The organism is Streptomyces doebereineriae, assembly GCF_031845645.1.
GTDB classification, from domain to species: domain Bacteria; phylum Actinomycetota; class Actinomycetes; order Streptomycetales; family Streptomycetaceae; genus Streptomyces; species Streptomyces canus.
Map to the genome: position 1 here is coordinate 373,174 of NZ_JAVREZ010000008.1, position 25,424 is coordinate 398,597.

Below are 25,424 nucleotides of genomic sequence, written 5' to 3' on the forward strand. Positions count from 1 at the left end.
AGCCATGACGAAGATCGACACAAGCCGCCCGGAGACCGTGCTGCCGACCCCGTCGCACACCGTCGGTCCCTTCTACGGCCACGCCCTGCCCTTCCCCGGCGGCGGCGACATCGCGCCCATCGGCCACCCGGACACCATCGTGCTCCAGGGCTACGTCACGGACGGCGAGGGCAACCCGCTGCCGGACGCCTTCGTGGAGCTGTGGAGCGCCGACCCCGACGGCAACGTCCCGCAGGTCGACGGCTCGATCCGGCGCGACCCCGCGAGCGGTGGCTACCTTGGCCGCAACGGCGTGGAGTTCACCGGCTGGGGCCGCATCCAGACCGACGCCAACGGCCACTGGACCGCACGGACACTGCGGCCGGGCACGCGCGGCCGGAGCGCGCCCTACATCAGCGTGTGCGTCTTCGCGCGCGGGCTGCTGGTGCACCTGTACACCCGGATCTATCTGCCGAGCGACGAGGCGGCCCTGACCGCAGACCCGCTGCTGGCCCGGGTACCGGCGGAGCGGCGCGACACGCTGATCGCGCGTGAGCAGGGCGATGGCACCTACCGTTTCGACATCCGCCTTCAGGGCGAAGGCGAAACGGTCTTCCTGGAGTTCCAGTGACTTCTCCCGATCCGGACACCGGCCTGCTCGCCCCCGGGTGGACAGGCTCCCCCGCCGCCGCCGCGACCGCCGACGGCGCCTACCTCCAGGCGCTGCTGGACGCGGAGGCGGCACTGACCCGGGCGCAGGCCGCGCTGGGCCTGGCCCCGCCGGAGGCGGCCACCGCGGTGACCGAGGCGGCCGACGCGGGCCGTTTCGACGTACGGTCCCTCGCCGGGCGTGCGCGCGGCGGCGGCAACCCCGTCATCCCCCTGGTCGCCGACCTGACCGAGGCGGTCGGCGAGACGTACGGCCCGTACATCCACCGGGGCGCCACCAGTCAGGACATCCTGGACACGGCGACGATGCTGGTGGCGGCACGCACCCTCGGCCTGCTGCTGGCGGACCTCGACCGCGTCCAGCGGGCCCTGGCCCGGCTCGCCGCCGAGCACCGGGACACCGCGATGCCGGGACGGACGCTCACCCAGCACGCCGTACCGACGACATTCGGTCTGAAGGCGGCCGGGTGGCGGGCGCTGGTGCTGGACGCCCGGGACCGGGTCGCAGTCGTAAGGGACTCCCTCCCCGTCCAACTCGGCGGCGCCGCCGGGACTTTGGCGGCCTTCACGGTGTACGGCGCCGAGGACACCCAGGCGCTCACGGCAGCCTTCGCCGCGGAGCTCGGTCTCCGGGCTCCGCTGCTCCCCTGGCACACCCTGCGCACCCCGATCGCCGACCTCGCCGGATGTCTCGCCTTCACCGCGGGGGCGCTGGGCAAGATCGCCGCGGATGTGCTCGTGCTGGGCCGTACCGAGATCGCCGAGGTCGCGGAGGGCGGCGGGGGCGGATCCTCGGCCATGCCGCACAAGGCGAACCCTGTACGGTCCACACTGATCGCCGCTGCCGCCCGGCGCGCGCCGCAGCTCGCGGCCACGCTGTACAGTTCGCTCGCCGCCGAGGACGAGCGGCCGGCCGGGGCCTGGCACGCCGAGTGGGAGCCGCTCAGGGATCTGCTGCGACTGGTGGGCGGAGCCGCCCGGGACGCCGCCGAACTGACCGAGGGGCTGCGGGTCCACGCCGACACCATGCGGGAACACCTCGATCTCACCCACGGGTTGATCGTCTCCGAGCGGCTGTCCGCCGAGCTGGCACCCGTGCTGGGCCGCGCCCGCGCCAAGGCACTGCTGACGGAACTCGCCAAACGGACGTACGCCGAAGGTGGCTCACTCGGTGAACTCCTGTCCCAAGAGCCCGAGTTGAAGGACGTCGACCTCGACGAGCCGACCGACCCCGCCCGCTACACCGGCTCCGCCGGAGCCCTCACCGACCGTGCTCTGGAGCGACCTTGACCGAGAAACTCCTCAACCACCGTGCCGAGGGCCCCGCTTCCGCTCCCCCGCTGCTGCTCGGGCCGTCGCTCGGGACGTCGTACGCCCTGTGGGACAAGGTGGCGCCCGAACTGTCCATCAGCCACCGGGTGGTCCGCTGGGACCTGCCCGGGCACGGCGGTTCGGCGGCCGGTCTGATCGGTCCCGGCGCCACCGTGGGTGGCCTCGCCGACCTGGTGCTGGCGCTCGCCGACTCGCTCGGCATCGAGCGGTTCGGGTACGCGGGGGTGTCGCTCGGCGGTGCGGTCGGCCTGCACCTGGCCGTACATCACCCGGAGCGCGTCGAGTCGCTGGCGGTGATCTGCTCCTCGGCCCACTTCAACGGCAGCAAGCCGTGGGAGGAGCGGGCCGAGCGGGTCCGTCGGGAGGGGCTGGAGTGGCTGCTGGAGAGCGCGAACTCCCGTTGGTTCGCGGGTGACTTCAGCGTCCCGGAACTGATCCGCGACCACGCCGAGGCCGATCCGTCGTCGTACGCCGCCTGCTGTGACGCCCTGGCCTCCTTCGACCTGCGCGACCGGCTGGCCGAGATCTCCGCGCCGACCCTGCTGATCGCCGGCCGTCAGGACCCGGCGACCCCGCCGCCCCATCTGCGGGAGATCGCCGACGCGGTGCCGCGCGCCACGCTCGTCGAACTCCCGGGGGCCTCGCACCTGGCACCGGCCCAGTGCCCGGAAGCCGTCCTCACCAGCCTGCGCGCACACCTCGGCGGGGGTGCCAGGCGGGGCATGGAGGTGCGGCGCGAGGTGCTCGGGGACCCGCACGTGGACCGGGCCCAGGCCCGGCAGACCCCCTTCACCGCCCGCTTCCAGGACTTCATCTCACGCTACGCGTGGGGCGAGATCTGGACCGACCCGACGCTCAGCCGCCGCGAACGCAGCATGATCACACTGACGGCACTGGTCGCGCACGGCCACTACGACGAACTGGCCATGCATGTGCGCGCGGCGCGGCGCAACGGGCTCACGCCGGAGGAGATCGGGGCCGTACTGCTCCAGACGGCCGTCTACTGCGGGGTACCGGCGGCGAACTCCGCGTTCGCCACGGCGCAGCGGGTGCTCGCCGAAGAAGAAGGGTGACCCCAGCGGTAGCAGCTTCGAGAGCAGCGCATGCTCCCCTCGTGTGCCTACGGTGGGAGCATGTCCACGATTCTGATCACTGGTGCCACCTCAGGTCTCGGCCGCTACGTCGCCTTCGAACTGGTCCGCTCCGGCCACACCGTCCTCGCCCACGGTCGTGACCCGGGCCGCACCGGGAGTCTGGTGGCGGAGCTGCGGTCCGAGGGGCAGGCCGAGGGCTTCGTGGCCGACCTGGCGTCCCTGGCCCAGGTGCGCGATCTGGGCGCGAGGGTCGCCGAGGCCCACCCCGGACTCGATGTCCTGATCAACAACGCGGGCGTGGGCGCGGGTTCGCCCGGCTCGGGCTGGGAGGTGAGCATCGACGGTCACGAACTGCGCCTGGCGGTCAACTACTTGGCGCCTGTCGCCCTGACGCGTGCACTGCTGCCGACGCTCAAGGCGAACACCCCGTCCCGGATCGTCAACGTCGGTTCGGTGGGGCAGGAGCCGGTCGCCCTCGACGACCCGGAGTTCACCCGCGGCTACGCCGGCTTCGCCGCGTACTGCCGCGCCAAGTTCGCCCTGGCGGCCCACACCTTCGGCCTGGCCGAGGAGTTGGCGGACACGGGAATCGCGGTGAACGTCCTCCACCCTGCGACGTTCATGGACACCGCGATGGTTCGAGAGGGCGGGGTGGCCCCGTGGTCCACGGTCGCCGACGGTGCTCCGGGAGTCCTGGCCCTGGCCACCCAGGACGTGGGCACGGGCCGCTATTTCGACGGGACGAGTCCGGCGCGGGCGCACGAGGAGACGTACGACAAGGACGTACAGAAGCGCCTGGGTACGCTGACGGACCAACTGCTCGCGCTGTAGCTGGTCACCGCAACCCACGCCCCGTCTCCAACACCTCCCTGGCCTGCGCCACCAATCCGTCCGCCCCGCACGAACGCGCCAGCGCCAGGCCCCGGTTGAGCTCCGCCACGGACCGCGCCGCGATTCCGTACTCCACCCGGGCCGCCGCGTGCTCGTACTGGCAGGGAGAGGCCTCCAGATAGGCAACCGCCTGCGCGGCCAACCGCACCGCCCGCTGCCCGGTCTCCAGCGCGGCGGCACACCGCAACGCCTCACCGATGGCCGTGTCCGTACCGAGCCGCTCGGCATGCCGCCGGACATCCGTGGCCAGCTGAGCGGCGCGCACCGGGTCCTCACCGGCGAGCGCCCGGGCGAGATCGACGGCCCACGGCACCAGCACCGGGTTGTGATGCCCCCGCACGGCCGCCGCCTTCTCCGCCGCGTCCAGTTCGTTGATGCCGTCCTTGGTCCGGCCGACGGCCAGCAGCAACCGTCCCCGCACGGACCGGGGGTCGGGCAGCACGATCGTGGACGGATACGGCGGCGTGAACCCGTACTGCTCGGCGATCGCCCATGCCTCCTCGACATGCCCGCGCGCGAGCAGCGTGTCGACGAGGTTGCAGGTCGCCGACCAGTGCAGCGGCAGCCCCCGTCCCACCCGCTCGGCGAGCCGGAGCGACTCGCGCAGGGAGGTCTCCGCCTCCCGGAGCCGTCCTCGCCGGCGGTGGGCGAGACCGACGTAGGCATGGGCGAGCGCGAGGTGGCCGCCGCTCCAGCCGGCCGACTCGTAGGTGCGCAGGGCGTCGGTGTAGAGGGCCTCGGCGCGATCGAGACGGTCCGTGAAGGCGTAGGCGCTGGCGAGCATCAGCGGCAGTTCGAGGCCCCACTCGGTGTCGGTCCAGCCGAGTCCGGGTGCGAGGCGGCCGTTGACGAGGGCGCGGTCGCACGCTTCGGCGATCTCCTCGGCGCTCTCGCCGTGGGCCATCGCGTCGAATCCACGCAGGATGAGCAGGGCCCGCTCGGAGTTGTCGCGGCCGGTACAGGTGGCAGCCAGGGCGGCGAGGCGCTCGGAGCGCGCCGGGGAGGTGGCCTCACCCGGGTAGAGCCCCTCCCATGTGTACTGCACGGCTTGCAGGCGGAGTCTGGCAGGACCTTCCTCGTGCCGGGCGGCCTCCGCCTCGACCGTGCGGATCGCCTCCTCCAGCTGGTTGTTGTGCATGAGCGCCTGGGAGAGGCGGACAACCGCGTCCACCCGGGCGGAGCCCGCCAGGCCGGGCATGGCAAGCGCGGTCTGGAGGTGGCCGATGGTCTTGGCGGGGGCGGTCAGGAGGGTGGCGCAGCCGAGTTCGAAGAGCACACGCGCGTGGACCTCGGGTGCCGGGGGCTCCACCAGGGCGCGCTCAAGACAGCGGCGGGCCGCGTCGGGGGCGCCGACGAGGAGGTGCTCGCGGGCGGCCTCACGCAGTTGCTCGACGAGTTCCTCGTCGTCGTCCGGGTGGACCTTGAGCAGGTGCCGGGAGGCGGCCGCGGCGCCGAGCCCGGAGTCGGTGACGAGTTGTGCGGCGATGCCGTGCATGGCGGTGCGCAGGGCGTCGGGGATGGAGTCGTAGACGGCGGTGGCGATCAGCGGGTGGACGAACTCCAGCTCGCCGTCCACCGTCCCGGAGTCGGTGAGGATACGGGCGTCGCGCAGCAGTTCGGCGCAGAGCGCCGCCTTCTCCGGCTTCAGCGTGGCGAGCCGGGCCACCAGGCCGACGGAGATGTCGGTGCCGAGGATCGCGGCCGCCCAGGCGAACCGGGTGGCGTCGATGCCGAGTTCCTCGAGGCGGGAGACGAGGCCGCCGCCGCGGGCCGAGCGGTTCAGCTCCCGCAGTTCGTTCGCCGAGCCCTCGCCGGGCTCCATCCCGCTGTCCCGGACCTTGGCGAGGAGTTCGACGCTCTCGTACGGGTTGCCGCCGGTCACGGCCCACACCTCGCGGCAGAACGGGGCGTCGGCGTGCTCACCCAGGGTGGCGCGGGTGAGCCCCGCGGTGGCGTCCGGGGTGAGGGCACTGAGGTTGGTGACGGGGCGGCCCGCGGCGGAGGCCACCGTCTCCAGGAGGCGGGCGCTCTCGGCGGTGGCCTCGCCGGGGCGGCGCGCCACCACGACCAGAACGGACAGGTCGTCCAGGCGCTCGACGAAGGCGGCGAGCCAGCGCAGGGTCTCCTGGTCGGCCCAGTGGGCGTCGTCGACCATCAGCACGAGCGGCCAGTCCCGGCGGGCCAGCCGGCGCACCGCGGCGACCAGCCCGTCGCACACGCCCTGCGGGTCGGCCTGCCGCTCCCCCGGGTCCGCTATGCCGAGAGCGGGGCCGGCGATGTCGTACCAGTCGCCGAGGTACTCGCGGGCCTCCTCGGGCATCAGCGACAGCAGGGCGGGCTGGAGCAGTTGTCGTACGACGTTGAAGGGGACGGACCTGAGGGTCTCGCCGCCGCGGGCCGACCAGACCGTGCAGCCGCGGGCCTCGGCGATACGGCGGGTCTCGGCCAGCAGGGCGGTCTTGCCGAAGCCCGCCTCCCCGCGGATCACCAGCACGCTGCCCGAGGACGTGCGGCCCGCGCACAGGGAGTCCACCACCCGTTCGACGGCGGTGAGTTCCTCGTCGCGCTCCCACAGCGAGGCCGGGGCGGCCGCAACCGGCCGTACCTCCGTCATCCCGCTACCTCCCCAAGTCGCCCGGACGACGTACAGATCTCGAGCGTAGCCGTCCGCGTGCGGAAGGGGAGGGCGGTCGGGGCAGCTCTTGCCTTCACGGGTGACCTCGGGTACGGGCAGGCGACGCGCCCTGCCCGTGACCTGCCGTCAACAGAGCTGACCATCAGTCAGTCATTCCCATCGGGCGAATTGAGCGGTATCGGCCGACGCCCCTCTCATCCCTCTTTCACCGAGGGCTCATACGGTGGGGGCATGACGCAGGAGACTCCCCCCGGGTGGTACCCCGATCCCGGGCAGACAAGTGACGGTCCCGCCACCGAGCGCTGGTGGGACGGCAAGGCGTGGACGGAGCGGACCCGGCCCGCCGGATCGGCCGCCGCATGGGGTCCCCCGGAACAGGTCGCGAGCCCCGGGGACCCCGGAGCGTACCCGGCCTATCCGCCGTATCCCGTGCAGCCGCCCGCCGGGTCGCGGCGCGGCCGTATGGGCATAGCCGTGGCGGTGGCCGTAGTGGTCCTGGCGAGCATCGGCGTGGGTGTGTACGCGCTGGCCGACAACGGCAGCGGCAACGGCGGCACCGCCGACTCGCAGGGGCCGGGGGGCCAGGGCGGGCCCGGCGGCACCGGGGGCCAGGGCGGACCGTTCGGCGGCAACGGAGGGTCCGGCGGCTCCGGCGGCAGCGGGGGTTCCGGGGGCGCGTCGCCCTCCCCGCAGGGGTCCGAGGCGCCGAGGATCGAGAGCGGTTCGGTGACCGACTCGATCGACGGGATCAGCCTGCCCATCCCGGACGACTGGTACGGCCAGGAGATACAGGTCGGCGCATCCGTCACCTCGAACGACTCCTACGCCTGCCCCGGCGACGCCGCCGAGAAGTGCACGAAGGGCGGTGCCTACTCGGCGCCCGCCCTGGCGCTGCGCACCAAGGGCAGCACGGCCGAGCAGATCGCCAAGGCCGACATCGAGGCGAACGCCGAGCAGTCCTACGGCGGCAAGACCTACGGCTCGATCACCTCGCACGACGTCCTCGCCTCCAAGGCGGTGACCGTGGCCGGGCAGAAGGGCTACATGGTCCGCTGGAAGGCGGTCACCAGCAAGGGCTCCGACGGCTATGTCGAGTCCCTGGCCTTCCCGTCCCCGGCGAACCCGCAGCAGATCGTGGTGGTGCGGTTCGGTGTCGACGTCGAAGAGGGCCAAGCCGTGATCGATGACATCACCAAGGGGATCAAGGTGTCGACGGGCGGTGGCAGCGGCCAGGACGTCTGACGGCCGGCCCCCGGACACCGGTCGGCCGGGTGGGGGGCCTCTCCGCTCGAGAGGAACCCCACCCGGCCGGGGGGTGCGCGCCGCCCCCGTCCCCACGGTGCGGCGCGAGCAGGTCACCGTCCAGTCATCCCGTGGACGGGGGCCTGGGTCTCAGGTCAGGCCGAGTGCCGGCAGTACGGCCGCCTCCACGAAGCGGACCAGGTAGTCCGGGTCGGCGTACTCCCCGTCGATGACGGGCCGGGCGCGGATGACGCCGAACATCTGGGCCGGGATGTACTCCAGCGCCGGGTGTCCGGCGGCGATCTCACCCCGGTCGACCCCACGCTGGAGAATGTGCCTCAGTGCGGCGATCTCCGGGTCGATCAGTGCCTCGCGAAGGGCCTGCGCGAGCTCCGCGTCCTGCGTGACGGCGTGGCCGAGCGCCTGGAGGAGCTTGGTGTCGTGCATCGACCACCGGCCCGCGGCCCGGGCGGCCTCGCGCAGATCGTCGGCGAGTGATCCGGTGTCGATCCCCTCGAACTTCGACCTGCGGCGGGAGCGCAGGGCGGCCACCACGAACTGGGGCTTGGTCTTCCACTGCCGGTAGAGGGTGGACTTGCTGCAGCGGGTGCTGCTGGCGACGCCCTCCATGGTCACGGCTTCATATCCGCATTCACGGATCTGTTCGAGCACAGCGTCGAAGAACTCCTGCTCACGCTCGGGCGTGATCTTGGAGCGGCGCGAGGCGGCGACCGTCTCCGGTCCGTCCGCGGCCTGCGACGTCATCAGCTCATCCCCTCATCCGCCTCGGCGGCCGGCCTGCTTCGAGGCCGACGCGTTTCATTCCCGGATTCCAGTGTGTCGTATGTCTATCGATACGCCAGTGTACCGGTACCCGTTCGTATCGGTACACTGGCGTATCGGTACGAAGTCGTATCGATGAGTTTCGGAATCCGGACGGGTCACCAAGTTGTTCAGATTTCAGTAGCCGCACCACCATCAGTGAAGGGGCCGGGGGATGAATGCCCGCACCGAGCCTGCAGAAGCGAAGCCGAGCGCCATAGCGCGGCCGCCGCTCGTCCGTGAGCTCCTGCTCGTCGTAGGACTTTTCCTCGTCTACAAGTTCGGCCGGCAACTGGTCACGGGCCACACCACCGAGGCCTACCGCAACGCCGGCCGCGTGTGGCACTGGGAACGCGTCCTGGATCTGCCCGGAGAGGGCTCGGTGCAGTCGCTGCTGCTGCACGGCGACACCCTCGCGCACCTCGCGAACACCTACTACGCGACCGTCCACTTCCCGGCCACGGTCGCCTTCCTGGTCTGGCTGTACCTCAGGCGCCCCGCCCACTACGTCTGGGCCCGCCGCGTCCTCGCCCTGCTCACCGGCGCCGCCCTGGTGCTGCACCTCCTCTTCCCGCTGGCCCCGCCGCGGATGCTCGCGGCGGCCGGCCTGGTCGACACCGCGAAGGTCTACGGCCCCTCCGTGTACGGCCCGCCGCAGACCGACACCCTCTCCAACCAGTTCGCCGCGATGCCCTCGCTGCACTTCGGCTGGGCCCTGATGGTGGCGATCGGCCTGATCGTGGCCACCCGCTCCCGCTGGCGCTGGCTGTGGCTGCTGCACCCGCTGGTGACCCTGCTGGTGATCGTCGGCACGGCGAACCACTACTGGATGGACGCGGTCGTGGCGACGGCCCTGCTCAGCATCGCCCTCGCGGTGATCCACCTGCCGCACCGCACGGCGACCACGGCAGGCCGGGCACAGGAGAAGCTCGCCCCGGCCGAACCCCAGGAGAACGTCCTGGTCGGAGCCGGCCGATGAACGCCACCCTGCTCGCACTCGCCCTCTCCCTGCTCTCCTCCGTCGCCTACGCGGCCGCCGCCGTCGCCCAGGAGCGCCTCGCCTCCCGAAACCCCGGATCGGGTGTGCTGCGGATGCTGAGCTCGGGCGCCTGGTGGGGGTCGGTCGCGCTCAACGCGGCGGCCGCCCTGCTGCACGTCGTCGCTCTCAAGTACGGCCCCCTGACCGTGGTCCAGCCGCTCGGCGCTCTCACTCTGGTCGCCGCGGTGCCGCTGGGCGCGCGGATCGCGGGGCGCCGGGTCAGCGCGACGGAGTGGCGCGGCACCGCGTACACACTGGCCGGCCTCGCCGCGATCCTCGTGGTGGCGTCGGGGTCCGCGCCCGGGAAGGTGCTGAGCACGTCCGAGGCGGTGGCGGTGGCGGCGGTGACCGCGGCCCTGATCGGTCTGCTGGCCCGCCCCGGCGCCCGGCCCGGTATACGGCACGCTTCGGCGTCCGGGGTCGCCTCGGGAGTGGCCTCCGCGCTCACCCAGACCGTGACGGTGGCCGCGACGGACCGTTCCGAGTCACTTCTCAGCGTTCAGGTGATCGGCGTGGCCCTGCTCGTCGCGGCCTTCGCCGCGGGCGGACTCCTGCTCTCCCAGACCGCCTACCGTGACGGTCTGGGCGCCCCGCTGGCGGTGGTGACCCTGGCAAACCCGGTGGCCGCCGCGGTGATCGGCCTCTCCCTGCTGGGCGAGAGCCTGCGGGGCGGCGCGGCGGGTGTGCTGCTCGCACTCGCGGGAGCGGGCCTGGCGGCATGGGGTGTGGTGCTGCTGACCCGGATGTCCCCGGTGCCGGTGGACGACGACCACCCGGTGGCGGCGGTACTGGCACTGGAGCCGTCGACGGCGTCCGTGGAACCGGCATTGCGGGAGATGTCCGTGGAACCGGCGCTGCGGGAGATGAGTGTGCCCCGGCAGCCGGAGCCGGGGCACCTCACACCGCTGTAGGGATTTCCAGCGCTGCAGGACGCTCAGCCGAACCCGCGGGCGTCCTGCTTCAGCGCCGTGTCGACCGTCAGCGCGGTGGCGACGACCAGGCTCAGCAGCGGCTCGGGCAGCTGGTAGTGGATCTGCAGCACGTAGTTGTCCGCGGTCGTGAACATCGTCTTGGCGAGCCCCTCCCACGTCTTCGTGATCCGGGCCACCTCGTTCTCGGTGTGGTCGACGATCGCGAAGTTCCAGGCCCGCCAGTTCTCCGCCTTGATCGCGCCGACCTTCTGCCCGTTCACCATCATCGCGAAGTTGATCTTCCCGATCATGTTCTGCTGGACGATCTCACCGACCGGCGAACCGTCCGGGCGCTCCACGATCACCCGCGACTTGAAGATCTTCCCCGGCCGGGTCAGCAGCATGACCGGCTGCCCGTGGGCGTCGCGGATCTCCAGCCTGATCTTCATGAACTGGTCGATGCTCCAGAGGAACCGCACGATCTTCCGGAAGGCGCTCTGCCCGACCTGGGTGACGGAGCCGACCTGGTTGCCGTTCTGATCCATGACCTTGTACTCGTTGGTCAGCTCGATCAGCTTGGCCTTCTGGTTGACCACGAGCACCGGCTCGGAGAACAGCGTGCCGCCGCCGGGGCCGCCCGCGGTGACCCCGGCCTGCTGCTGCACCTGACGCTGCACGCGCTGGTCGGGACCGGCCGACTGCTGAGGTATCTGCGGTGCCTGCTGGACCGGCGGGGCCTGCACGGCCTGAGCCTGGGCCTGCCCCGCCCCCTGCTGGTCCTGGTGCGTGTGCTGCGTCCACTGCGCCCCGTCCCAGTAACGGAGCGTCTGGGACGCTCCGTGCGGATCGGGGTACCAGCCTGCAGGTGTGTTCGAATGCGTGGTCACCGGGGCACACTACCCCGGGACCACTGCGATCCGGCCAGGTGAACGACCGCTCCTGCGGCGGCTTTACCTGGTGATTACGGCCGGGTCGCTCACTCCGGTACGCCCGTTCTCGACATGTCCGGCGAATCGCCTCAGGAACGCCGGGTCGGCCTCGGAGGTGACCGTGAGGTCGTACCAGCGACGGCTCCTGCCGAGGCGGAAGGTGTGCCGGGCGGTGGCACCGGGACGCACGGTGAAGGTCCTCGCGGGGTCGCCGTAGCCGCTCACGGCCTTCAGACGGACCGTGCCCGAGCCCTTGTTGGTGAACGTCAGCTCGACGTCGTCACCTTCGTGGCGGGCGGTGACCTCGGGACCGGCGGTCCCGTTCGGCCCCTTGAAGACGCGCAGGAAACCGGCCGGGCCGTGCACGGTCAGGTCGTACGACCCCTTCGAGTACGCCGAGTTCCAGATGTCCGAGACGGTCTTGCCGGCCTCGGTGGTGTAACTCCAGGGCCCGTCGGTGCGGTTGCCGGAGGTCACCAGGAACGCGGCGCCCGCCTTGTCGCCGGAGGCGAAGGTCAGCGTGAACCTGCCGCTCGCCGCGTCCACCGAACCGTCCACGTGCGGGGCGTACTTCAGCGGGCGGGCGGGGCGCAGGCCACGCTCCTGCTTCGGCAGGGCGCCGACGGCGGGCGGGACGGGCACGTAGTCGGGATGGCGCTCGCGGTCCGGCGGCTCGTAGCCGTCGGTGTCCGGGAGGGCGACCGGCTTGGTGTCCTTGCGGGAGAAGTCGAAGGCCGAGGTCAGATCGCCGCAGACCGCGCGCCGCCAGGGCGAGATGTTGGGCTCGTGGACACCGAAGCGGGTCTCCAGGAAGCGGATGACCGAGGTGTGGTCGAGCGTCTCGGAGCAGACGTAACCGCCCTTGCTCCAGGGCGAGACGACGAGCATGGGCACCCGCTGGCCGAGGCCGTAGGGGCCGGCCGGGTGGCTGCTGTCGCCCTTGAACAGGTCGAGAGCGGGGTCGACCGTGGACTTGCCCTGGGCGGCCGAGCCGGGCGGGAAGGCGGGGACCACGTGGTCGAAGAAGCCGTCGTTCTCGTCGTACGTGATGAACAGGGCGGTCTTCGCCCACACCTCGGGGTCCGAGGTGAGCGCGTCCAGGACCTGGGCGATGTACCAGGCGCCGTAGTTCGCGGGCCAGTTGGGGTGCTCGGTGAAGGCCTCGGGGGCGACGATCCAGGAGACCTGGGGCAGCTTTCCGCCCTTCACGTCGGCCTTCAGCTGGTCGAAGTAGCCCTCGCCCTTGGTGTAGTCCGTACCGGTGCGGGCCTTGTCGTACAGCGGGTCGCCGGGCTTGGCGTTCCGGTACTGGTTGAAGTAGAGCAGCGAGTTGTCCCCGTAGTTGCCTCGGTAGGCGTCCTGGATCCAGCCCCAGGAGCCGTTCGCGTCGAGGCCGTCGCCGACGTCCTGGTAGATCTTCCAGGAGACGCCCGCCTGCTCCAGGCGCTCGGGGTAGGTGGTCCAGCCGTAGCCGACCTCGTCGTTGCCGAGGACGGGGCCGCCGCCCTGGCCGTCGTTGCCCGTGTAGCCCGTCCACATGTAGTAGCGGTTCGGGTCGGTCGAGCCGATGAACGAGCAGTGGTAGGCGTCGCAGATGGTGAACGAGTCGGCGAGGGCGTAGTGGAACGGGATGTCCTCGCGGGTCAGGTACGCCATGGTCGTGGAGCTCTTGTTCGGGACCCATTTGTCGTACTTGCCCCCATTGAAGGCGGCATGTCCGTCGTTCCAGCCGTGCGGGAGGTCCTGGATGAACTGCAGGCCCAGGTCGTCGGCGTCGGGGCGGAACGGCAGGACGTCCTTGCCCTTCGCGTCCTCCTGGTGCCAGACGGACTTGCCGTTCTGCAGCGTCACCGGGCGCGGGTCGCCGAAACCGCGAACACCCCTGAGCGAACCGAAGTAGTGGTCGAAGGACCGGTTCTCCTGCATCAGGACGACGACGTGCTCGACGTCCTTGATCGTCCCCGTGCGGTGGTGGGCCGGCAGCGCGGCGGCGCGCTGGATGCTGCTCGACAGGGCGGTGAAGGCCGTGGTGGCACCCGCGAGTTGGAGGAATCTGCGCCGGTTGACGTCGGACATGGGTGAGGGACCTCTCAATCCTGCGCACCGATGGCCGGAACGTGACGGAAGGTGCGCGCAGCGAGTGTTCCAAGTGCAACAAACGCCAGGGAAGGGTCCGGTGGCGCTGATGTGAAAGTCGCGGGTACGGGAGGTGGTCGGCTGCAGCGCGTCCGCCCATTGCGTACTGCATCACGAGACACCGTCTCGCAATATTGACCGTTCCGCGGACGTCTCCTATGGTTGAGGCACTTCTCGAAAGGACGGGACCAGCATGAGGCCAGTCCCTCTGATCGGCGTCCTGCTCGTGTCGTGTGCCGGCCGCCGGACCTACGACGAGCCGCTCAGCTACTTCCCGCCCCGGGAGGGACTGCGCCCCGGCACGGCTGTCGGCGAGCCTCAGACTCCGTTCTGAGTGCGGTTCGTCGCCACGCGACGAGCCCCCGCCACACCGAGCGTTCGCCGTCCGTCGACGTTCTTCGTCCGTCGTGTCTTCACCGACGGGCGTTCCCCTCACCATCTTCGAGGAGTGCATCACCGTGACCACCACTGTCGGCCTTCAGCCGGTCTCCGGGCCGTCCGCCTGGCGTGGCGACGAGCTGTCGAAATCCACCGAGTGGATCCACGTACTCAGCGACGCCGAGCGCACCGAGCTGGAAGACCTGGGACGGCGCTTCGTCGCCGACGACCCCGACCTGCGCACCGTCACCGCCGCCGACTACCCGTTCGACGCCTGTCTCGCCCTCAACGACGAGTGCGCCCACCAGATGGACGCCGGCCGGGGCTTCATCCTGGTGCGCGGCCTGCGCACCGAGGAGTACGGCGACGCCGTTTCCGGGGCCATCTTCTTCATCATGGGCCTGCACCTCGGCCGGCCGATCGGGCAGAGTCAGCGGGGCGACCTGCTCGACCACGTCATCGCCACGTCGAACAAGACGATGTCCGACGAGGGCGCGCTGCCCTCCCGCATCCGGGACCGGCTTCCGTTCCACTCGGACAGCTCCGACGTCGTCGCCCTCATGTGCCTGCGCGGCGCCAAGGAGGGTGGCGCCTCCAGCCTGGTCAGCGGCACGACGATCTACAACGAGATGCTGCGCCGCCGGCCGGACCTCGCCGCGCGGCTCTTCGACACCTACCACTGGGACTGGCGGCGTCAGGACCCCGACTCCCCTGAACTCACGTACACGTCGCCGATCATCAGCCACGTCGACGGCATCTTCAGCACCTACGCGGGCAACTCGATGATCTTCAGCGCCCAGGAGTACCCGGGGGTTCCCCAGCTGACGCCCGATCAGGCCGCAGCCATCACCCTCTTCGACGAGATCTCGCAGGAGCCCGGTCTGCCGATCGACATGGACTTCCAGCCGGGGGACGTGCAGTGGCTGCTCAACTACGCCGCACTGCACTCGCGCACCAGCTACATCGACCACCCGGAACCGGAGCGCCGCCGCCACCTGCTGCGTCTGTGGCTCAAGCGCGACGTCGGCCGGGCGCTGGCCCCCCGGTTCGGCAAGCACGTCGTCGTGATGGGCGAGCCCACCGCACCCCTGGTGCCCGGCGGCCGGTTCCGCATCGCCGACGCCGTCACCGTCAACGACGACTGGGGAGTGTGACGCCGCGCCCAGCCGTACCTTGGCGGGCTGACCCCGCCGGGGAAAACCAACGACCGCCGCAGCCAGAGCAACATCTGGCTGCGGCGGTCGTCTGCCACAGCGGGGTTCGGCACGGCGCTTGCGCCCGCTCTACGCCGGCAGCTCGGTCAACAGCCGGCGGTAGATGCGCGCGTAGGCGGTCAGCTGCCCCAAGGACAGGGCATCGCGACGGGGATCGCCGGCGGCCGGCTTCGCCTGCGGGCCGAGGCGCACGGTGTCGACGCCGCGGGCACGCAGCACGACGCCGTCGGTCGATCCCGTCCAGCCGGTGATGGGCGGCGGCTGCGCACCGAACTCGTCGAGCCAGGCCGCCCGGGCTGCCGAAACCACTGGGGCATCGGCAGGCGTCGCCGCGGCTGCCGCGACCGGCTCGGCCTCGACCTCGAACACGCAGTCGCGCAGCACCGATTGGGCACACCGTGCCCGCAGCCGGTCGGCCAGCTCGGCCGCCAGCACCTTCGGCTCCACCGGGTCACCGGTGACGACGTACAGATCGATCCGCAGTCGGGCCGGCAGCAGGTCCGGCTTGTCCGGCCACCCGCCGCTGATCGCGCCGATGCCGCACGCCCGGCCGGTCTGCCCCGCCCGCGGGTCGGCGGCCAGGTAGTCCGTGCGCCAGCGGACCAGTTCGTCCAGGACGACGCCGGCCGAGGCGACGACTCCCCCGGGTGGTGTGGCCGACTCCGGCATCATCGCGGCGCCGGAGCGGCCGGTCACCCGGACGGTCAGATAGAACGCTCCCGGCTCGTGCCACAGCAGCGTGGGCGGGCCGCACTTGGCGACGATCGCCGAGCGCGGCAGCGGATACGCCTCGGCGTAGGCCTCCAGGCCGGTCGTCCCGCCACTGCGGCGGTGCGTACCGGAGCCGGCGAGCAGCAGCCGTCCGGCGCCCGCCTCGGCGAACGCGACGAGCGCCGCCGCCGCCGGCCCGCGGGCCACCCCGAGACCGAAGCCGGCCACCACATCGCCGTCCACGCCGAGCGGGGCGACGGGCGCGTCGTTGCCGGTGACGAGGTGGTTGTGCGCACCGCCGTCGTCCAGTGACGTGTCGAGGTGGGAGTACAGCAGCGGACCGGCCCCGTGCGCGGCGACCAGGCTGCCGCCCGCGGGACCGTGCTCCAGTACCTGCCACTCGACGTGCGGCCACCGGCGCGCACACCAGGTGCGCAGCCGGTGGGCCGCCGTCCGCTCCTGCCCGCGAGGGGCGGGAGCGGTGTCGAGCAGGCTCAGGACGTCAAGCAACTGCTGTCTCAAAAACGTCCCCAGTCGTCGGACGCCGGACGCCACACGTCGATGTTGCGCGGGTCGGCCGGCATCCTGCGGGCCCGGTGCGTCTCGTGCTCCTCCGGCGTGAACACCCGGTGCCGGTCGCACAGTTCGAACCGCGGGCCGAAGCGCGTGTCGTGCAGGTAGAACGCGATCGACGTCGACGCCGAGTGGTTGACGATGTCGGAGGCGATCGGCGCGCCCTTGTACAGCGCGCGGGCCCGCATCCGCATGACGTGGTCGAGGCTCTTCATCGCGAAGCACAGGTGCGCGACGAAGTGCTCCTTGTTGTTCTGCACCGCGAGGCTGTGATGGTGGCGGTCCTCGCCGCGGAAGAACGTGGTCGAGCCGACGACGTAGTCCGAGGGGATGAACCGCAGGACCCTCTGGTAGAAGTCCTGCGTCTCCTGGTACTTCGTCGTGGCGATGAAGGGGTGGACGAGGTCGAGCGGCCGGATCTCGATGTGCGGCGGTTCGGCGTACTCCTGGAACTCGGTGAACAGCTCGATGATGAGGCCGTTGGGGTCCTTGACCGCGAAGCCGTTCTCGCACAGCGCCTGCTGGCGCTCCTGCAGTTCGAGGACCTCGAGGCCGGCGTCGAGGACGCTCTTGTGCAGCTGCTCCAGGACCTCCTCGCTCTCCACGCTGTAGCCGACCGCGGTCGTCCACCCGTCGGTGCGCTCGGGAGCGTTGATCAGCTCGATCGCGTGGTGCTCGATGTCGGCGCGCAGGTAGGCGTACTCGTCCGTACGCTGCTCCAGCTGGAGCCCGACGTGGTACTCGAGGAAGTCGATCGTGGCCTGCATGTCCGGAACCTCGATCCGGGCGTACTCCATGCCGTACGGGGCGTGCGGGCGGGTGCTCACGGGCGCTGTCCTTCCTGAGGTGAGCGAGGGGCGCTCGGTGTACTCGAACGAGGTGATGGCCTGCCGGTCGATGACCGGTCGCCAGCGCGTGTGCACGAAGCTCTCGTGGCTCTCGCTGCCGAGATAGGCGAGCAGGTCGTCGTGACTGTCGAAGTCGACGGCCATGGTGTGGGTGAAGGTCCGGTCGCGGGTGCTGACGTTCTCGCCGAGGACGAAGCCGCGCATGGCCGGGTACCGGTCCGGGAAGGTGCGCAGCTCGGCCAGCACGGACTCGCGCGTGGCCTGGTCGACCGAGTCGGCGAAGCGGAAGGACAGGGTGTGTCGGATCATCGGGTCACCGTCCGTCGCCGGCTAGAGGATGAAGCTGAGCCGGGCGCCTGCCGCCAGCGACTCGTGGCCGAGGATCGAGCGCCGCAGCCGGAAACGCAGTCCGTCCTCGGTCGGCACCAGTACGTGCTCGTACCAGCCGACGTAGGCGTCGAAGTGGCCGTCGCGGGCGCGGTGCACGACGAAGGAGGCCGCGACCCGGAAGGAGTCCTCTGTGTGCTCGGACAAGCGCACGTTGGACACCAGCCGGTGGGTGCGCGAGTGCGGGTTCTCGGCGTGCGCCTTGCGGGACTTCAGGCGCTTGACCCGGGCACGGATCAGGTCCCAGTCGTCGTCGACGAAGGAACCGGTCTCGTGCGGCGACCAGCCGGGGCGGTAGTCGGTCGTGGGGATCTCGTAGCGGGCACCGGGCTCGAAGAGGGCCAGCCAGCCGTCGTAGTCCCAGTGATCGAGGATGTCCGCCTCGGCGTAGAGGAAGTCCTCCACCTCCGGGCGGGTGATGACGCGTCCCTGGCACTGCACGGAGTGGGTGTTGGTGATCGTGGTCATCGCATGTCCCTGCCTGCGAGGAAGGACGCCGGTCGCTCGCCGTGGACCTGGAGGCCGTCATCGAGCCCGACGGCGTCGATCCAGTGCCGCCAGAAGCCCCGCATCGCACCTTCGTCGGTCGACCTGCCCTGTACGCCCTTGACCTCGTCGGCCATGCCGCGTGACATGTCGCTGTAGTCCAGCTCGGGCACAGCGGTCCCCGCCGTGGCCTGGATGCCGCGCTGGACCGCCTCGTACGCCTCGATGTCGTCCGGCGTGGCGAGCCCGCCCGGGCCGACGAAGCTGACGACCGTCTTCATGCGCAGGGCGCGCGCGGCCGGGTCCTCGTCGCGCGGGACCAGTTGCCAGGCACGCACGTCGGTCTGGTCGGGCGCCACCGGCTCCAGCTGCCGGATCGACAGCCCCTCGATGTCGAACAGGAGCAGGTTCGGGAACACGAACAGGATGTGGCTCTCGTCGGCCACGTAGTGCGCCCGCTTCTCTCCCAGCCGCTCGGTCATCTCGGCCCGGTGCTGCTCGGTGCGCACCCGCTCGTCCTCGCCGAAGCGCGGTTCCCAGAGCATGCTGATGCGCCCGCCGTGCCCGGTCAGGACCAGCAGTCCGTGGCCGTTGCCGAGGTTGTACGCGTACTGATTGTCGTCGGTGACGGCGAAGCCGCTCTCGCGCAGGTAGCCCACGAATGTGTTGTGGGTCGGTGCGAAGTGGTAGCCGTCCATCGCGTTCTCGACGGCGAGTTTCCAGTTGCCCCGCACGCTGTACTGCTGGGTGCCGGGCAGCGTGGTCATGCCGCCGACGTGCTGCTGTTCGATCATCGTCATGTAGTCGGCTGCGTCGCCGAGGTGCTCGAGCAGCGGCGGGACGTCGGGGTCGAACGCGACGAAGACGTATCCCTCGTGGATCTCCAGGCGCGGGACACCGCGCAGCCCCATGGAGGCCTTGAACTCGTCAGTCGACTCGTACGCGTCGGCGTCGGGGATGGCGGCCAGGTCACCGTTGTTGCGGAATGTCCAGGCGTGGTAGAAGCACTGGAAGAGCCTGGTCGAGCCCTCGTTCTCGCGGCACAGCACCGTGCCGCGGTGCGGGCAGGAGTTCAGGAAGGCATGCACTTCGCCGGCGGTGTCCCGGCAGAAGATCAGCGGCCGGCCGCCGAGGGTGCGGACCTTGAAGTCGTTGGGGTTGGGGATCTCGGTCTCGTGGCCGAGGTAGAGCCAGGTGTGTGTCCATACCCAGCCGCGTTCCCGGGTGAAGATCTCCGCGCTGCGGTAGGCCTCGCGGTTGACCCGGAAGGTGAGCCGGTCCCAGTCCTCGACGATCATCGGTGCTGGGACGGTCCGGGGGTTGCTTCCCATTACGGCGTATGCCTCTCACAAGTCCCGACCCGAGTGGCGTGTTGTGAGACGCCATCTCGTATGTCGCGCCAGCTTCCCTTAGCACGGGCGGCAGTGTCAAGCAATCGCCTGATGGTTGACACCCCGGGCCTGCGCCGTCATCATCCATTCCACATTAGAAGACACCATCTCGCATTCCGTGCGACCGTGTGAAGGGCAAGAAGCCCGTGCCGTATGTCATCACTCAGGCATGCCTCGACGTCATGGACAAGTCGTGCATGGAGGAGTGCCCGGCCGACTGCATCTACGAGGGCGACCGGATGCTCTACATCCAGCCCGACGAATGCGTCGAGTGCGGGCGCTGCGAACCCGTCTGCCCGCAGATCTCGATCTTCCACCACGAGGACCTGCCGGCCGAGGCCGAGCAGTCCCAGCGCGTCAACGCCGAGTTCTTCACCCTCGAAATCGCCGGAGCCGAACCGCTCGGATCGCCCGGGGGCGCACGCAAGGTCGGCAGGGTCGGCCGCGACCACCCCGAGGTGGGAGCGTGAGCGGCTTGCCGGCCGTCCCGGGCGCCGGCCCCGATGTGTCCGTCGACCTACTGATCATCGGTGCCGGTCCGGCGGGGCTGTACGGCGCGTACTACGCCGGCTTCCGCGGCATGAGCGTCGCGGTCGCCGACGCCCTGCCCGAGGTGGGCGGGCAGATCACCGCGCTGTACCCCGAGAAGCTCGTCTACGACGTGGCCGGCTTCCCCGCCGTCCGCGGCCAGGACCTGGTGGACCGGCTGGCCGAGCAGGCCGGGCAGTCGAACCCGGTCTACCTGCTCGGGCACGGGGTCACCGACCTCGACGACGCGGGTGAGCACATCGTCGCCACGACCGACGCCGGCACGCGGATCACCGCGGGGGCGGTGCTGGTGTGCGGCGGGATCGGCAACTTCGTGCCCCGCGAGCTCCCTGTGGGCTCCGACTACCTGGGCCGGGGGCTGCGGTACTTCGTGCCCCGGCTGGACGAACTCACCGGACAGGACGTCGTGGTCGTCGGCGGCGGGGACTCGGCGCTGGACTGGGCTCTGTCGCTGGAGCCGATCGCCTCGTCGGTGACGGTGGTGCACCGGCGTACGCGGTTCCGGGCTCACGAACGCACCGTCGAGCAGGTGCACGCGTCCTCCGTGCGCGTCCTGACGCCCTACGAGGTCGAGAAGATCTCCGGCGACGGGTCGGTGTCGGAGGTCGTGGTCGCGGGCCCGGACGGCGACCGGATCAGCCTGCCCGCCCAGTCCGTCGTCGCCGCGCTCGGCTTCATCGCCGATCTCGGGCCGATCGAGCGGTGGGGACTGGAGCTACGCCGTCGGCGCATCCTCGTCGACCGCACGATGCGCACGAGCCGGGAGCGCGTCTTCGCGGCCGGCGACATCGCCGACCACGACGGCAAGGTCAGCCTCATCTCGATCGGCTTCGGCGAGGCCGCTCTGGCCGTCAACCACATCGCCTCCCTGCTCGACTCGGCCCGCTCCCTCACGCCGGGACACTCCTCCGATGTGTGAGGGCCTGGCACACCTCAACTCTTCCCGCACATTTACACGGCTCTCACCGTTACGCTATCCAATACGGCGTTCCATTCAACGTCTCACCACCTTATTAAGTACGAAACAGGAGCAAGATTCATGGCCACGAAGGCGCAGCCCGGCACCGGCGAGCAAGGCGCTCCCGACACGACCGCGCCGACGATCCAGACGGTGCAGCGTGCGGCGCTGATCCTCGGCTCGTTCACGGTCGGCAAGCCGCACATGAGTCTCAACGAGATCACCGCGCGGCTCGGGGCGAGCAAGGCGACCGCGCACCGCTACACGAAGGCGCTGCGGGCGGCGAACCTGCTGCGCTACGACGAGCGCACCTCGCTGTACTCCCTCGGCCCCCAGGTGCTCACGCTCGCGACGGCGGCGCGGGCCGGCCTGCCGATCGTCGCCGCCGCCGAGCCGTACATGGAGGAGCTGGTCCGGCGCGTCGACGAGACGATCGTGCTGTCGGTCTGGGACGGCGAGTCGCCGACCGTGGTGCGCTCGGTGGACAACACCGACCACATGGTGCGCATCAGCGTCCGGGTCGGCTCGCGTCTCGACCTCACCTCCTCGGCACAGGGACGGATCTTCCTCACGTTCCTGCCCCCGGACCAGGTACCGGCGCTGCCGCGCTCGGTCCGCAAGTCCCCCGAGCTCACCGAGGAGCTCGACGCCATCCGGCAGCACGGGCTGTCGGTCAACTCCCCCGCCGTCAACGGGGTCCGCACCATCGCGGCGCCGATCTTCGAGGGCGACAAGATCAGCGGAACGCTCGCTGTCGTCGGCACGACGGCGACCGTCCCCGACGACGTCAAGTCGCCGATGGCGCAGGCGCTGCTGGAGACCGCCCGCGCGCTGTCGCAGCGACTGGGCAACTCGGACGGCGCACCCAACGGGGGCTGACCCGCGTGTGACACACCGAGGGCCTCCGGGCGGAGTGAATGTGTCTGACATTCACTCCGCCCGGAGGCCCTCAACAGCTCCCAGATCTGTCGGTCAGGGAAGCAGGTCGGTCCTGGGCGGGACGAAGAAGTCGATGTTCACGCAGGGGGCCTCCGTCGGCTCCACGTAGTGCTCGCTGCCGCGGGGAACCAGAAGGAACGACCCCGCACGCATGTCGTGCGCGACACCGTCCACGTAGTAGTTTGCACGGCCCTCTGCGATATGGACCAGCTGGTCGAAGTCCTCGTGCCGGTGCGGGTTGAGTGTCATGCCGACGTCGAGCTCGTGGTGGCAGATCATCATCTCGTCCGTCGCGTAGACGCGACGGCGGACCCCCGGTCGCACCTGGGTCAGCGGCAACTCGTCCCAGTTGACGACGGTGCTGAACAGCGCCGCGTTGCGTGTGGTCACTGGTGTTCCTCTCCGGCGGCCGCGCGCAGGGCGGTCGCCAACATCTGCAGGTCCGAGCCGACGACCAGGTAGTCGGCGTCACTCAGGCCCAGGTCCGCCGCGCCGCCCCGGACCGGCACCCAGCCGCCGAACGCCACCGCCGCCGAGCGGGCGGCCTCGCGCACCCGGCCCACCGCGGCGCGCAGCACCGCCGGGTCGGCCGGCAGGCCCAGGTCGACCGCGAGGTCGGTGCTGCCGACGAAGCACACGTCGAGAGGGGCGAGCAGATCCGGCAGAGGATCGGTGCGCGCGGTCTCGATCTGGCCCACCAGCACCGGTGGGTCGTCCCGCTCGGCGCGCAGAAAGGCGGCCGGCGGGAGCGCGCCGAAGCGGGCGGCCCTGTTGGCCAGGCTGACCGAGCGGCGGCCGGCGGGCGCGAACCGGGTCACCGCCGCGAGTGCCTCGGCCTGGGCGACCCGGGTGAGCATGGACAGCTGGATACCCGCCGCCCCGGCCTCCAGCAGCCGGTTGAGGGCGGCGGCGTCCACCTCGGGCACGCGGACCACAGCCGGCAGACCGCAGGCGTGGGCGTGGCGCACCAGGTCGACGGCGTTCTGCTCGGTGAGCGCGGAGTGTTCGAGATCGACGACCACGAACGCGAACCCGGCCGCCTCGGCCAGTTCCACCACGTCGGGCGACGCCAGCTTGACGAACGTACCGACGGCGGGTTCCGCCGCCGTCAGGGCCGCGCGCAGCCGGCGCCGCAGCAGGTGGACGTCAGCGACGGTCATCGCGTCCTCCGCGGGACGTGCGGGCGTCTCACGCTGCCGGCAGACCGCGCCACGGCACGATGTCGACCTCGGCGCCGGCGTGCAGTACGACGGTCGGCTCCAGGCGCGGCGCGACGATCGTGTTGCCGGCGGCGTCGGGCAGGGTGACCTCGTCGGTCCAGTCGACGACCGTGACGTCGGCCCGTCCGCCGACCGCCAGGCGGCCGTAGCCTTCGGTGTCGAGCCCGAGGAGCTGTGCCGGGGCGACGGTGGCCCGCCGGATGCACTCCTCCAGCGGCGCGCCGAGCGCGACCAGCTTGGAGACGCTGGTGAGCAGGTCGAACACCGGGCCGCGCCAGTTGCGGGCGCTGGTGTCGGAGCTGAGGATGTCGGGCAGGAATCCGTCGGCGATCGCCCGGCGGGCCACCTCGAAGCTGAGGTTGCTCTTGCCGTGGGCGGAGTCGAACAGCACGCCGCGCTCGCGGGCCGCCATGACTGCCGGGTGCACCTGGTCGCCGTCGAGGATGCCGTTCGGCTTGCCGGTGTAGCAGTGCGCCACGATGTCGCCGGGGCGCAGGTAGTCCAGGACGACGGGCACCGGCTCCTCGGTCTCGCCGATGTGCACCATCAGCGGGAGGCGGGCCTGCTCGGCCAGCGCCACGGACTTCTTCAGCAGCGACTCCCAGTTCTCGCCGACGACGTCCTCGGACAGCCGGATCTTGAAGCCGCGCACGATGTCGGGGTGGGCCTCGGCGGTCGCGAGCGCGTCCTCGGGGACCAGGGTGTCGGGGTTGAGCAGCTCGCCGAATCTGAAGTCGATCAGGCCGAGCACCGAGACGTTGAGGAAGTTGACGATGCGCAGCGGGTTCGCCTCGACCACCAGCTTGCGGAAGGCCGCGAACGTCGAGGCGCCGGCCGTGCCGGCGTCCGCCGCGGCGACGACGCCGCGCCGCAGGTGGGCCTCCTCGGCGGGGGCGCCGACGGCGGAGACGTACTGGAAGATGTGGGTGTGGCCCTCGACGAGGCCCGGAAGCACGGTGGAGCCGGTGACGTCGATCGAGCGGGCCGCGCCCGTCGCCAGCCCTTCCCCGATCGCGGCGATGCGGTCACCGGTGACCGCCACGTCGAGCCGGGCGTTGGTGCCCGACGCCGGATCGATGACGGTGCCGCCGGCCAGGACGAGGTCGTAGGACGGCATAGAGGAGATGGGCATCGGTATGGGCTCCAGGGTGAGAGGTGGTCAGCTGACCGGTTCGGTCAGCCGGTGGTCGTGCGGTGAAGCGTCCGCGGGGCGCACGACGCGGGTGACGAGGGGCAGCACGCCGTCCACCTCGACCCGTATCTCGTCGCCGTCGGCGAGGAAGCATCCGCGGTCCTGGCCGGTGCCGGCCGGAGTTCCGGTGAGGACGACATCGCCGGGTTCCAGCGCGGCGAACCACGACAGGCGGCTGAGCAGATCGGTGACCGCGAAGATCATCCCGGCGCTCGTGTCGTCCTGTACGAGCTCGCCGTTGACCCGGGTCCGTACGCGGATCGCGTCGCGTTCGGCGAGGTCGTCGGAGGTGCGGATCGACGCGCCGAGCGGTGTGAACCCTGGGTAGCTCTTGGCGAGGGCAGGGATCGTCGTGGTGCGCATGACGTCGCGTGCCGTCATGTCGTTGGCCGCGGTGATGCCGGCGATCGCGGGCCAGACCTCCGACTCGGACGCCTGGTACAGCCGGCGACCGACGACGACCGCGATCTCCCCTTCGTAGTCGGGTTCGGTCGCGGCCTGCGGGATCACCACCTGCGCGCCGGGTGCCAGGACGCCGGACGACGCGGCCAGGTACAGGATCGGCTGCTCGGGCACTCCCCGGCCCGCGCGGGCCGCCTTCGACTGGTAGTTGAGTCCGACGCCCCACACCGCGCGGGGACGGCCAAGCGGCGCCACGAGCGTGGCCTGGTCGAGCGGGATCCGCCGGCGTACCGCGCAGGACGCCAGGCCCTGCAGCGAGCCGTCCTGCTCGAGGACCGCGCCGACGTGCGGAAATGCCGTGTCCAACAGGGCGATGGCCCCGTCCTCGATCCGGCCCAGGCCGGACTGCGTTGTCACTACTTGCATGACGGCATCTTTCATTGCGAGACGACATCGTGTCAAGCAATGCGAGACGGCGTCATGCAAAGCGATACGCA

24 protein-coding genes are annotated in these 25,424 nt (G+C 71.0%); 12 read left to right on the top strand and 12 right to left on the bottom strand.

The genetic code is table 11. The annotated features are described in order from the left end of the window. Positions 1-4: 4 nt before the first annotated feature. The 4 genes from pcaG to RNB18_RS24960 are packed head-to-tail and all read left to right on the top strand — an operon-like array spanning position 5 to position 3,905. Entirely contained in the window at positions 5-610 is a 606-nt protein-coding gene (pcaG, locus tag RNB18_RS24945) for a protocatechuate 3,4-dioxygenase subunit alpha (protein WP_311716330.1), read from the top strand. Next, complete coding sequence (pcaB, locus tag RNB18_RS24950; protein WP_311716331.1) at positions 607-1,938, top strand: 3-carboxy-cis,cis-muconate cycloisomerase; 1,332 nt, start codon at positions 607-609, stop codon at positions 1,936-1,938. The genes pcaG and pcaB overlap by 4 nt, the downstream gene beginning before the upstream one ends. Continuing rightward, complete coding sequence (pcaDC, locus tag RNB18_RS24955) at positions 1,935-3,053, top strand: bifunctional 3-oxoadipate enol-lactonase/4-carboxymuconolactone decarboxylase PcaDC (protein WP_311716332.1); 1,119 nt, start codon at positions 1,935-1,937, stop codon at positions 3,051-3,053. Before pcaB ends, pcaDC begins: the two co-directional genes overlap by 4 nt. Before the next feature lie 60 nt (positions 3,054-3,113). Continuing rightward, positions 3,114-3,905, top strand: a complete 792-nt coding sequence (locus tag RNB18_RS24960) for an SDR family NAD(P)-dependent oxidoreductase (protein WP_311716333.1) — start codon at positions 3,114-3,116, stop codon at positions 3,903-3,905. A 4-nt stretch (positions 3,906-3,909) separates the two neighbouring features. On the opposite strand, the gene RNB18_RS24965 is transcribed toward RNB18_RS24960, so the two are convergent. Then, entirely contained in the window at positions 3,910-6,579 is a 2,670-nt protein-coding gene (locus RNB18_RS24965; RefSeq protein ID WP_311716334.1) for an ATP-binding protein, read from the bottom strand. 252 nt (positions 6,580-6,831) lie between these two features. Between RNB18_RS24965 and RNB18_RS24970 the strand changes: the two genes are divergently transcribed. Beyond that, positions 6,832-7,842 (top strand): DUF2510 domain-containing protein, encoded by a 1,011-nt coding sequence (locus RNB18_RS24970; protein ID WP_311716335.1) that lies wholly within the window; start codon positions 6,832-6,834, stop codon positions 7,840-7,842. Between the two features lie 150 nt (positions 7,843-7,992). On the opposite strand, the gene RNB18_RS24975 is transcribed toward RNB18_RS24970, so the two are convergent. Further along, the gene (locus RNB18_RS24975; protein WP_311716336.1) at positions 7,993-8,607 is read right to left on the bottom strand and encodes a TetR/AcrR family transcriptional regulator; all 615 of its coding nucleotides are present in this window, start codon (positions 8,605-8,607) and stop codon (positions 7,993-7,995) included. A gap of 232 nt (positions 8,608-8,839) precedes the next feature. Between RNB18_RS24975 and RNB18_RS24980 the strand changes: the two genes are divergently transcribed. Both RNB18_RS24980 and RNB18_RS24985 read left to right on the top strand, forming a co-directional pair. Beyond that, entirely contained in the window at positions 8,840-9,643 is an 804-nt protein-coding gene (locus RNB18_RS24980) for a phosphatase PAP2 family protein (RefSeq protein WP_311716337.1), read from the top strand. Further along, entirely contained in the window at positions 9,640-10,614 is a 975-nt protein-coding gene (locus tag RNB18_RS24985) for a DMT family protein (protein WP_311716338.1), read from the top strand. Before RNB18_RS24980 ends, RNB18_RS24985 begins: the two co-directional genes overlap by 4 nt. Positions 10,615-10,637: 23 nt before the next feature. Here RNB18_RS24985 and RNB18_RS24990 read toward each other — a convergent pair whose 3' ends face one another. Further along, on the bottom strand, positions 10,638-11,501 hold the full coding sequence (locus tag RNB18_RS24990; RefSeq protein WP_311716339.1) for a phospholipid scramblase-related protein: 864 nt from the start codon (positions 11,499-11,501) through the stop codon (positions 10,638-10,640). Between the two features lie 63 nt (positions 11,502-11,564). Beyond that, a complete protein-coding gene (locus RNB18_RS24995) occupies positions 11,565-13,619 on the bottom strand; it encodes a phosphocholine-specific phospholipase C (RefSeq protein ID WP_311716340.1) in 2,055 nt (684 codons plus the stop codon). A gap of 253 nt (positions 13,620-13,872) precedes the next feature. On the opposite strand from RNB18_RS24995, the gene RNB18_RS25000 reads away from it, so the two are divergent. Together RNB18_RS25000 and RNB18_RS25005 are read left to right on the top strand one after the other, a co-directional pair. Then, on the top strand, positions 13,873-14,013 hold the full coding sequence (locus RNB18_RS25000; RefSeq protein WP_266510399.1) for a hypothetical protein: 141 nt from the start codon (positions 13,873-13,875) through the stop codon (positions 14,011-14,013). 124 nt (positions 14,014-14,137) lie between these two features. Then, positions 14,138-15,211 (top strand): TauD/TfdA family dioxygenase, encoded by a 1,074-nt coding sequence (locus tag RNB18_RS25005; protein ID WP_311716341.1) that lies wholly within the window; start codon positions 14,138-14,140, stop codon positions 15,209-15,211. Positions 15,212-15,340: 129 nt separating this feature from the next. On the opposite strand, the gene RNB18_RS25010 is transcribed toward RNB18_RS25005, so the two are convergent. The 4 genes from RNB18_RS25010 to RNB18_RS25025 are packed head-to-tail and all read right to left on the bottom strand — an operon-like array spanning position 15,341 to position 19,607. After that, the gene (locus tag RNB18_RS25010) at positions 15,341-16,504 is read right to left on the bottom strand and encodes a hypothetical protein (RefSeq protein WP_311716342.1); all 1,164 of its coding nucleotides are present in this window, start codon (positions 16,502-16,504) and stop codon (positions 15,341-15,343) included. Further along, positions 16,501-17,712, bottom strand: a complete 1,212-nt coding sequence (locus tag RNB18_RS25015) for a Dabb family protein (protein ID WP_311716343.1) — start codon at positions 17,710-17,712, stop codon at positions 16,501-16,503. Before RNB18_RS25015 ends, RNB18_RS25010 begins: the two co-directional genes overlap by 4 nt. Positions 17,713-17,733: 21 nt before the next feature. Further along, positions 17,734-18,258 carry an aromatic-ring-hydroxylating dioxygenase subunit beta gene (locus tag RNB18_RS25020; protein WP_311716344.1) on the bottom strand — a complete coding sequence of 175 codons (525 nt, stop codon included), beginning with the start codon at positions 18,256-18,258 and terminating at the stop codon, positions 17,734-17,736. Then, the gene (locus RNB18_RS25025) at positions 18,255-19,607 is read right to left on the bottom strand and encodes an aromatic ring-hydroxylating oxygenase subunit alpha (protein WP_311716345.1); all 1,353 of its coding nucleotides are present in this window, start codon (positions 19,605-19,607) and stop codon (positions 18,255-18,257) included. Before RNB18_RS25025 ends, RNB18_RS25020 begins: the two co-directional genes overlap by 4 nt. A 188-nt stretch (positions 19,608-19,795) precedes the next feature. Between RNB18_RS25025 and fdxA the strand changes: the two genes are divergently transcribed. The 3 genes from fdxA (at position 19,796) to RNB18_RS25040 (ending at position 22,053) form a co-directional block, all read left to right on the top strand. Further along, positions 19,796-20,137 carry a ferredoxin gene (fdxA, locus tag RNB18_RS25030; RefSeq protein WP_394817660.1) on the top strand — a complete coding sequence of 114 codons (342 nt, stop codon included), beginning with the start codon at positions 19,796-19,798 and terminating at the stop codon, positions 20,135-20,137. After that, positions 20,134-21,135, top strand: coding sequence for an NAD(P)/FAD-dependent oxidoreductase (locus RNB18_RS25035; protein ID WP_311716346.1), 1,002 nt, complete (start codon positions 20,134-20,136; stop codon positions 21,133-21,135). Before fdxA ends, RNB18_RS25035 begins: the two co-directional genes overlap by 4 nt. Positions 21,136-21,255: 120 nt before the next feature. After that, the gene (locus RNB18_RS25040) at positions 21,256-22,053 is read left to right on the top strand and encodes an IclR family transcriptional regulator (protein WP_311716347.1); all 798 of its coding nucleotides are present in this window, start codon (positions 21,256-21,258) and stop codon (positions 22,051-22,053) included. A gap of 93 nt (positions 22,054-22,146) precedes the next feature. Here RNB18_RS25040 and RNB18_RS25045 read toward each other — a convergent pair whose 3' ends face one another. Genes RNB18_RS25045 through RNB18_RS25060 form a run of 4 tightly spaced genes read right to left on the bottom strand, consistent with a single transcriptional unit; the run spans position 22,147 to position 25,353 of the window. After that, entirely contained in the window at positions 22,147-22,503 is a 357-nt protein-coding gene (locus RNB18_RS25045; RefSeq protein ID WP_311716348.1) for a cupin domain-containing protein, read from the bottom strand. After that, the gene (locus RNB18_RS25050; RefSeq protein WP_311716349.1) at positions 22,500-23,273 is read right to left on the bottom strand and encodes an HpcH/HpaI aldolase family protein; all 774 of its coding nucleotides are present in this window, start codon (positions 23,271-23,273) and stop codon (positions 22,500-22,502) included. The genes RNB18_RS25045 and RNB18_RS25050 overlap by 4 nt, the downstream gene beginning before the upstream one ends. A 28-nt stretch (positions 23,274-23,301) precedes the next feature. Next, on the bottom strand, positions 23,302-24,465 hold the full coding sequence (locus RNB18_RS25055; protein WP_311716350.1) for an amidohydrolase family protein: 1,164 nt from the start codon (positions 24,463-24,465) through the stop codon (positions 23,302-23,304). A gap of 27 nt (positions 24,466-24,492) precedes the next feature. Beyond that, entirely contained in the window at positions 24,493-25,353 is an 861-nt protein-coding gene (locus RNB18_RS25060; RefSeq protein ID WP_311716351.1) for a fumarylacetoacetate hydrolase family protein, read from the bottom strand. Positions 25,354-25,424: the final 71 nt, after the last annotated feature.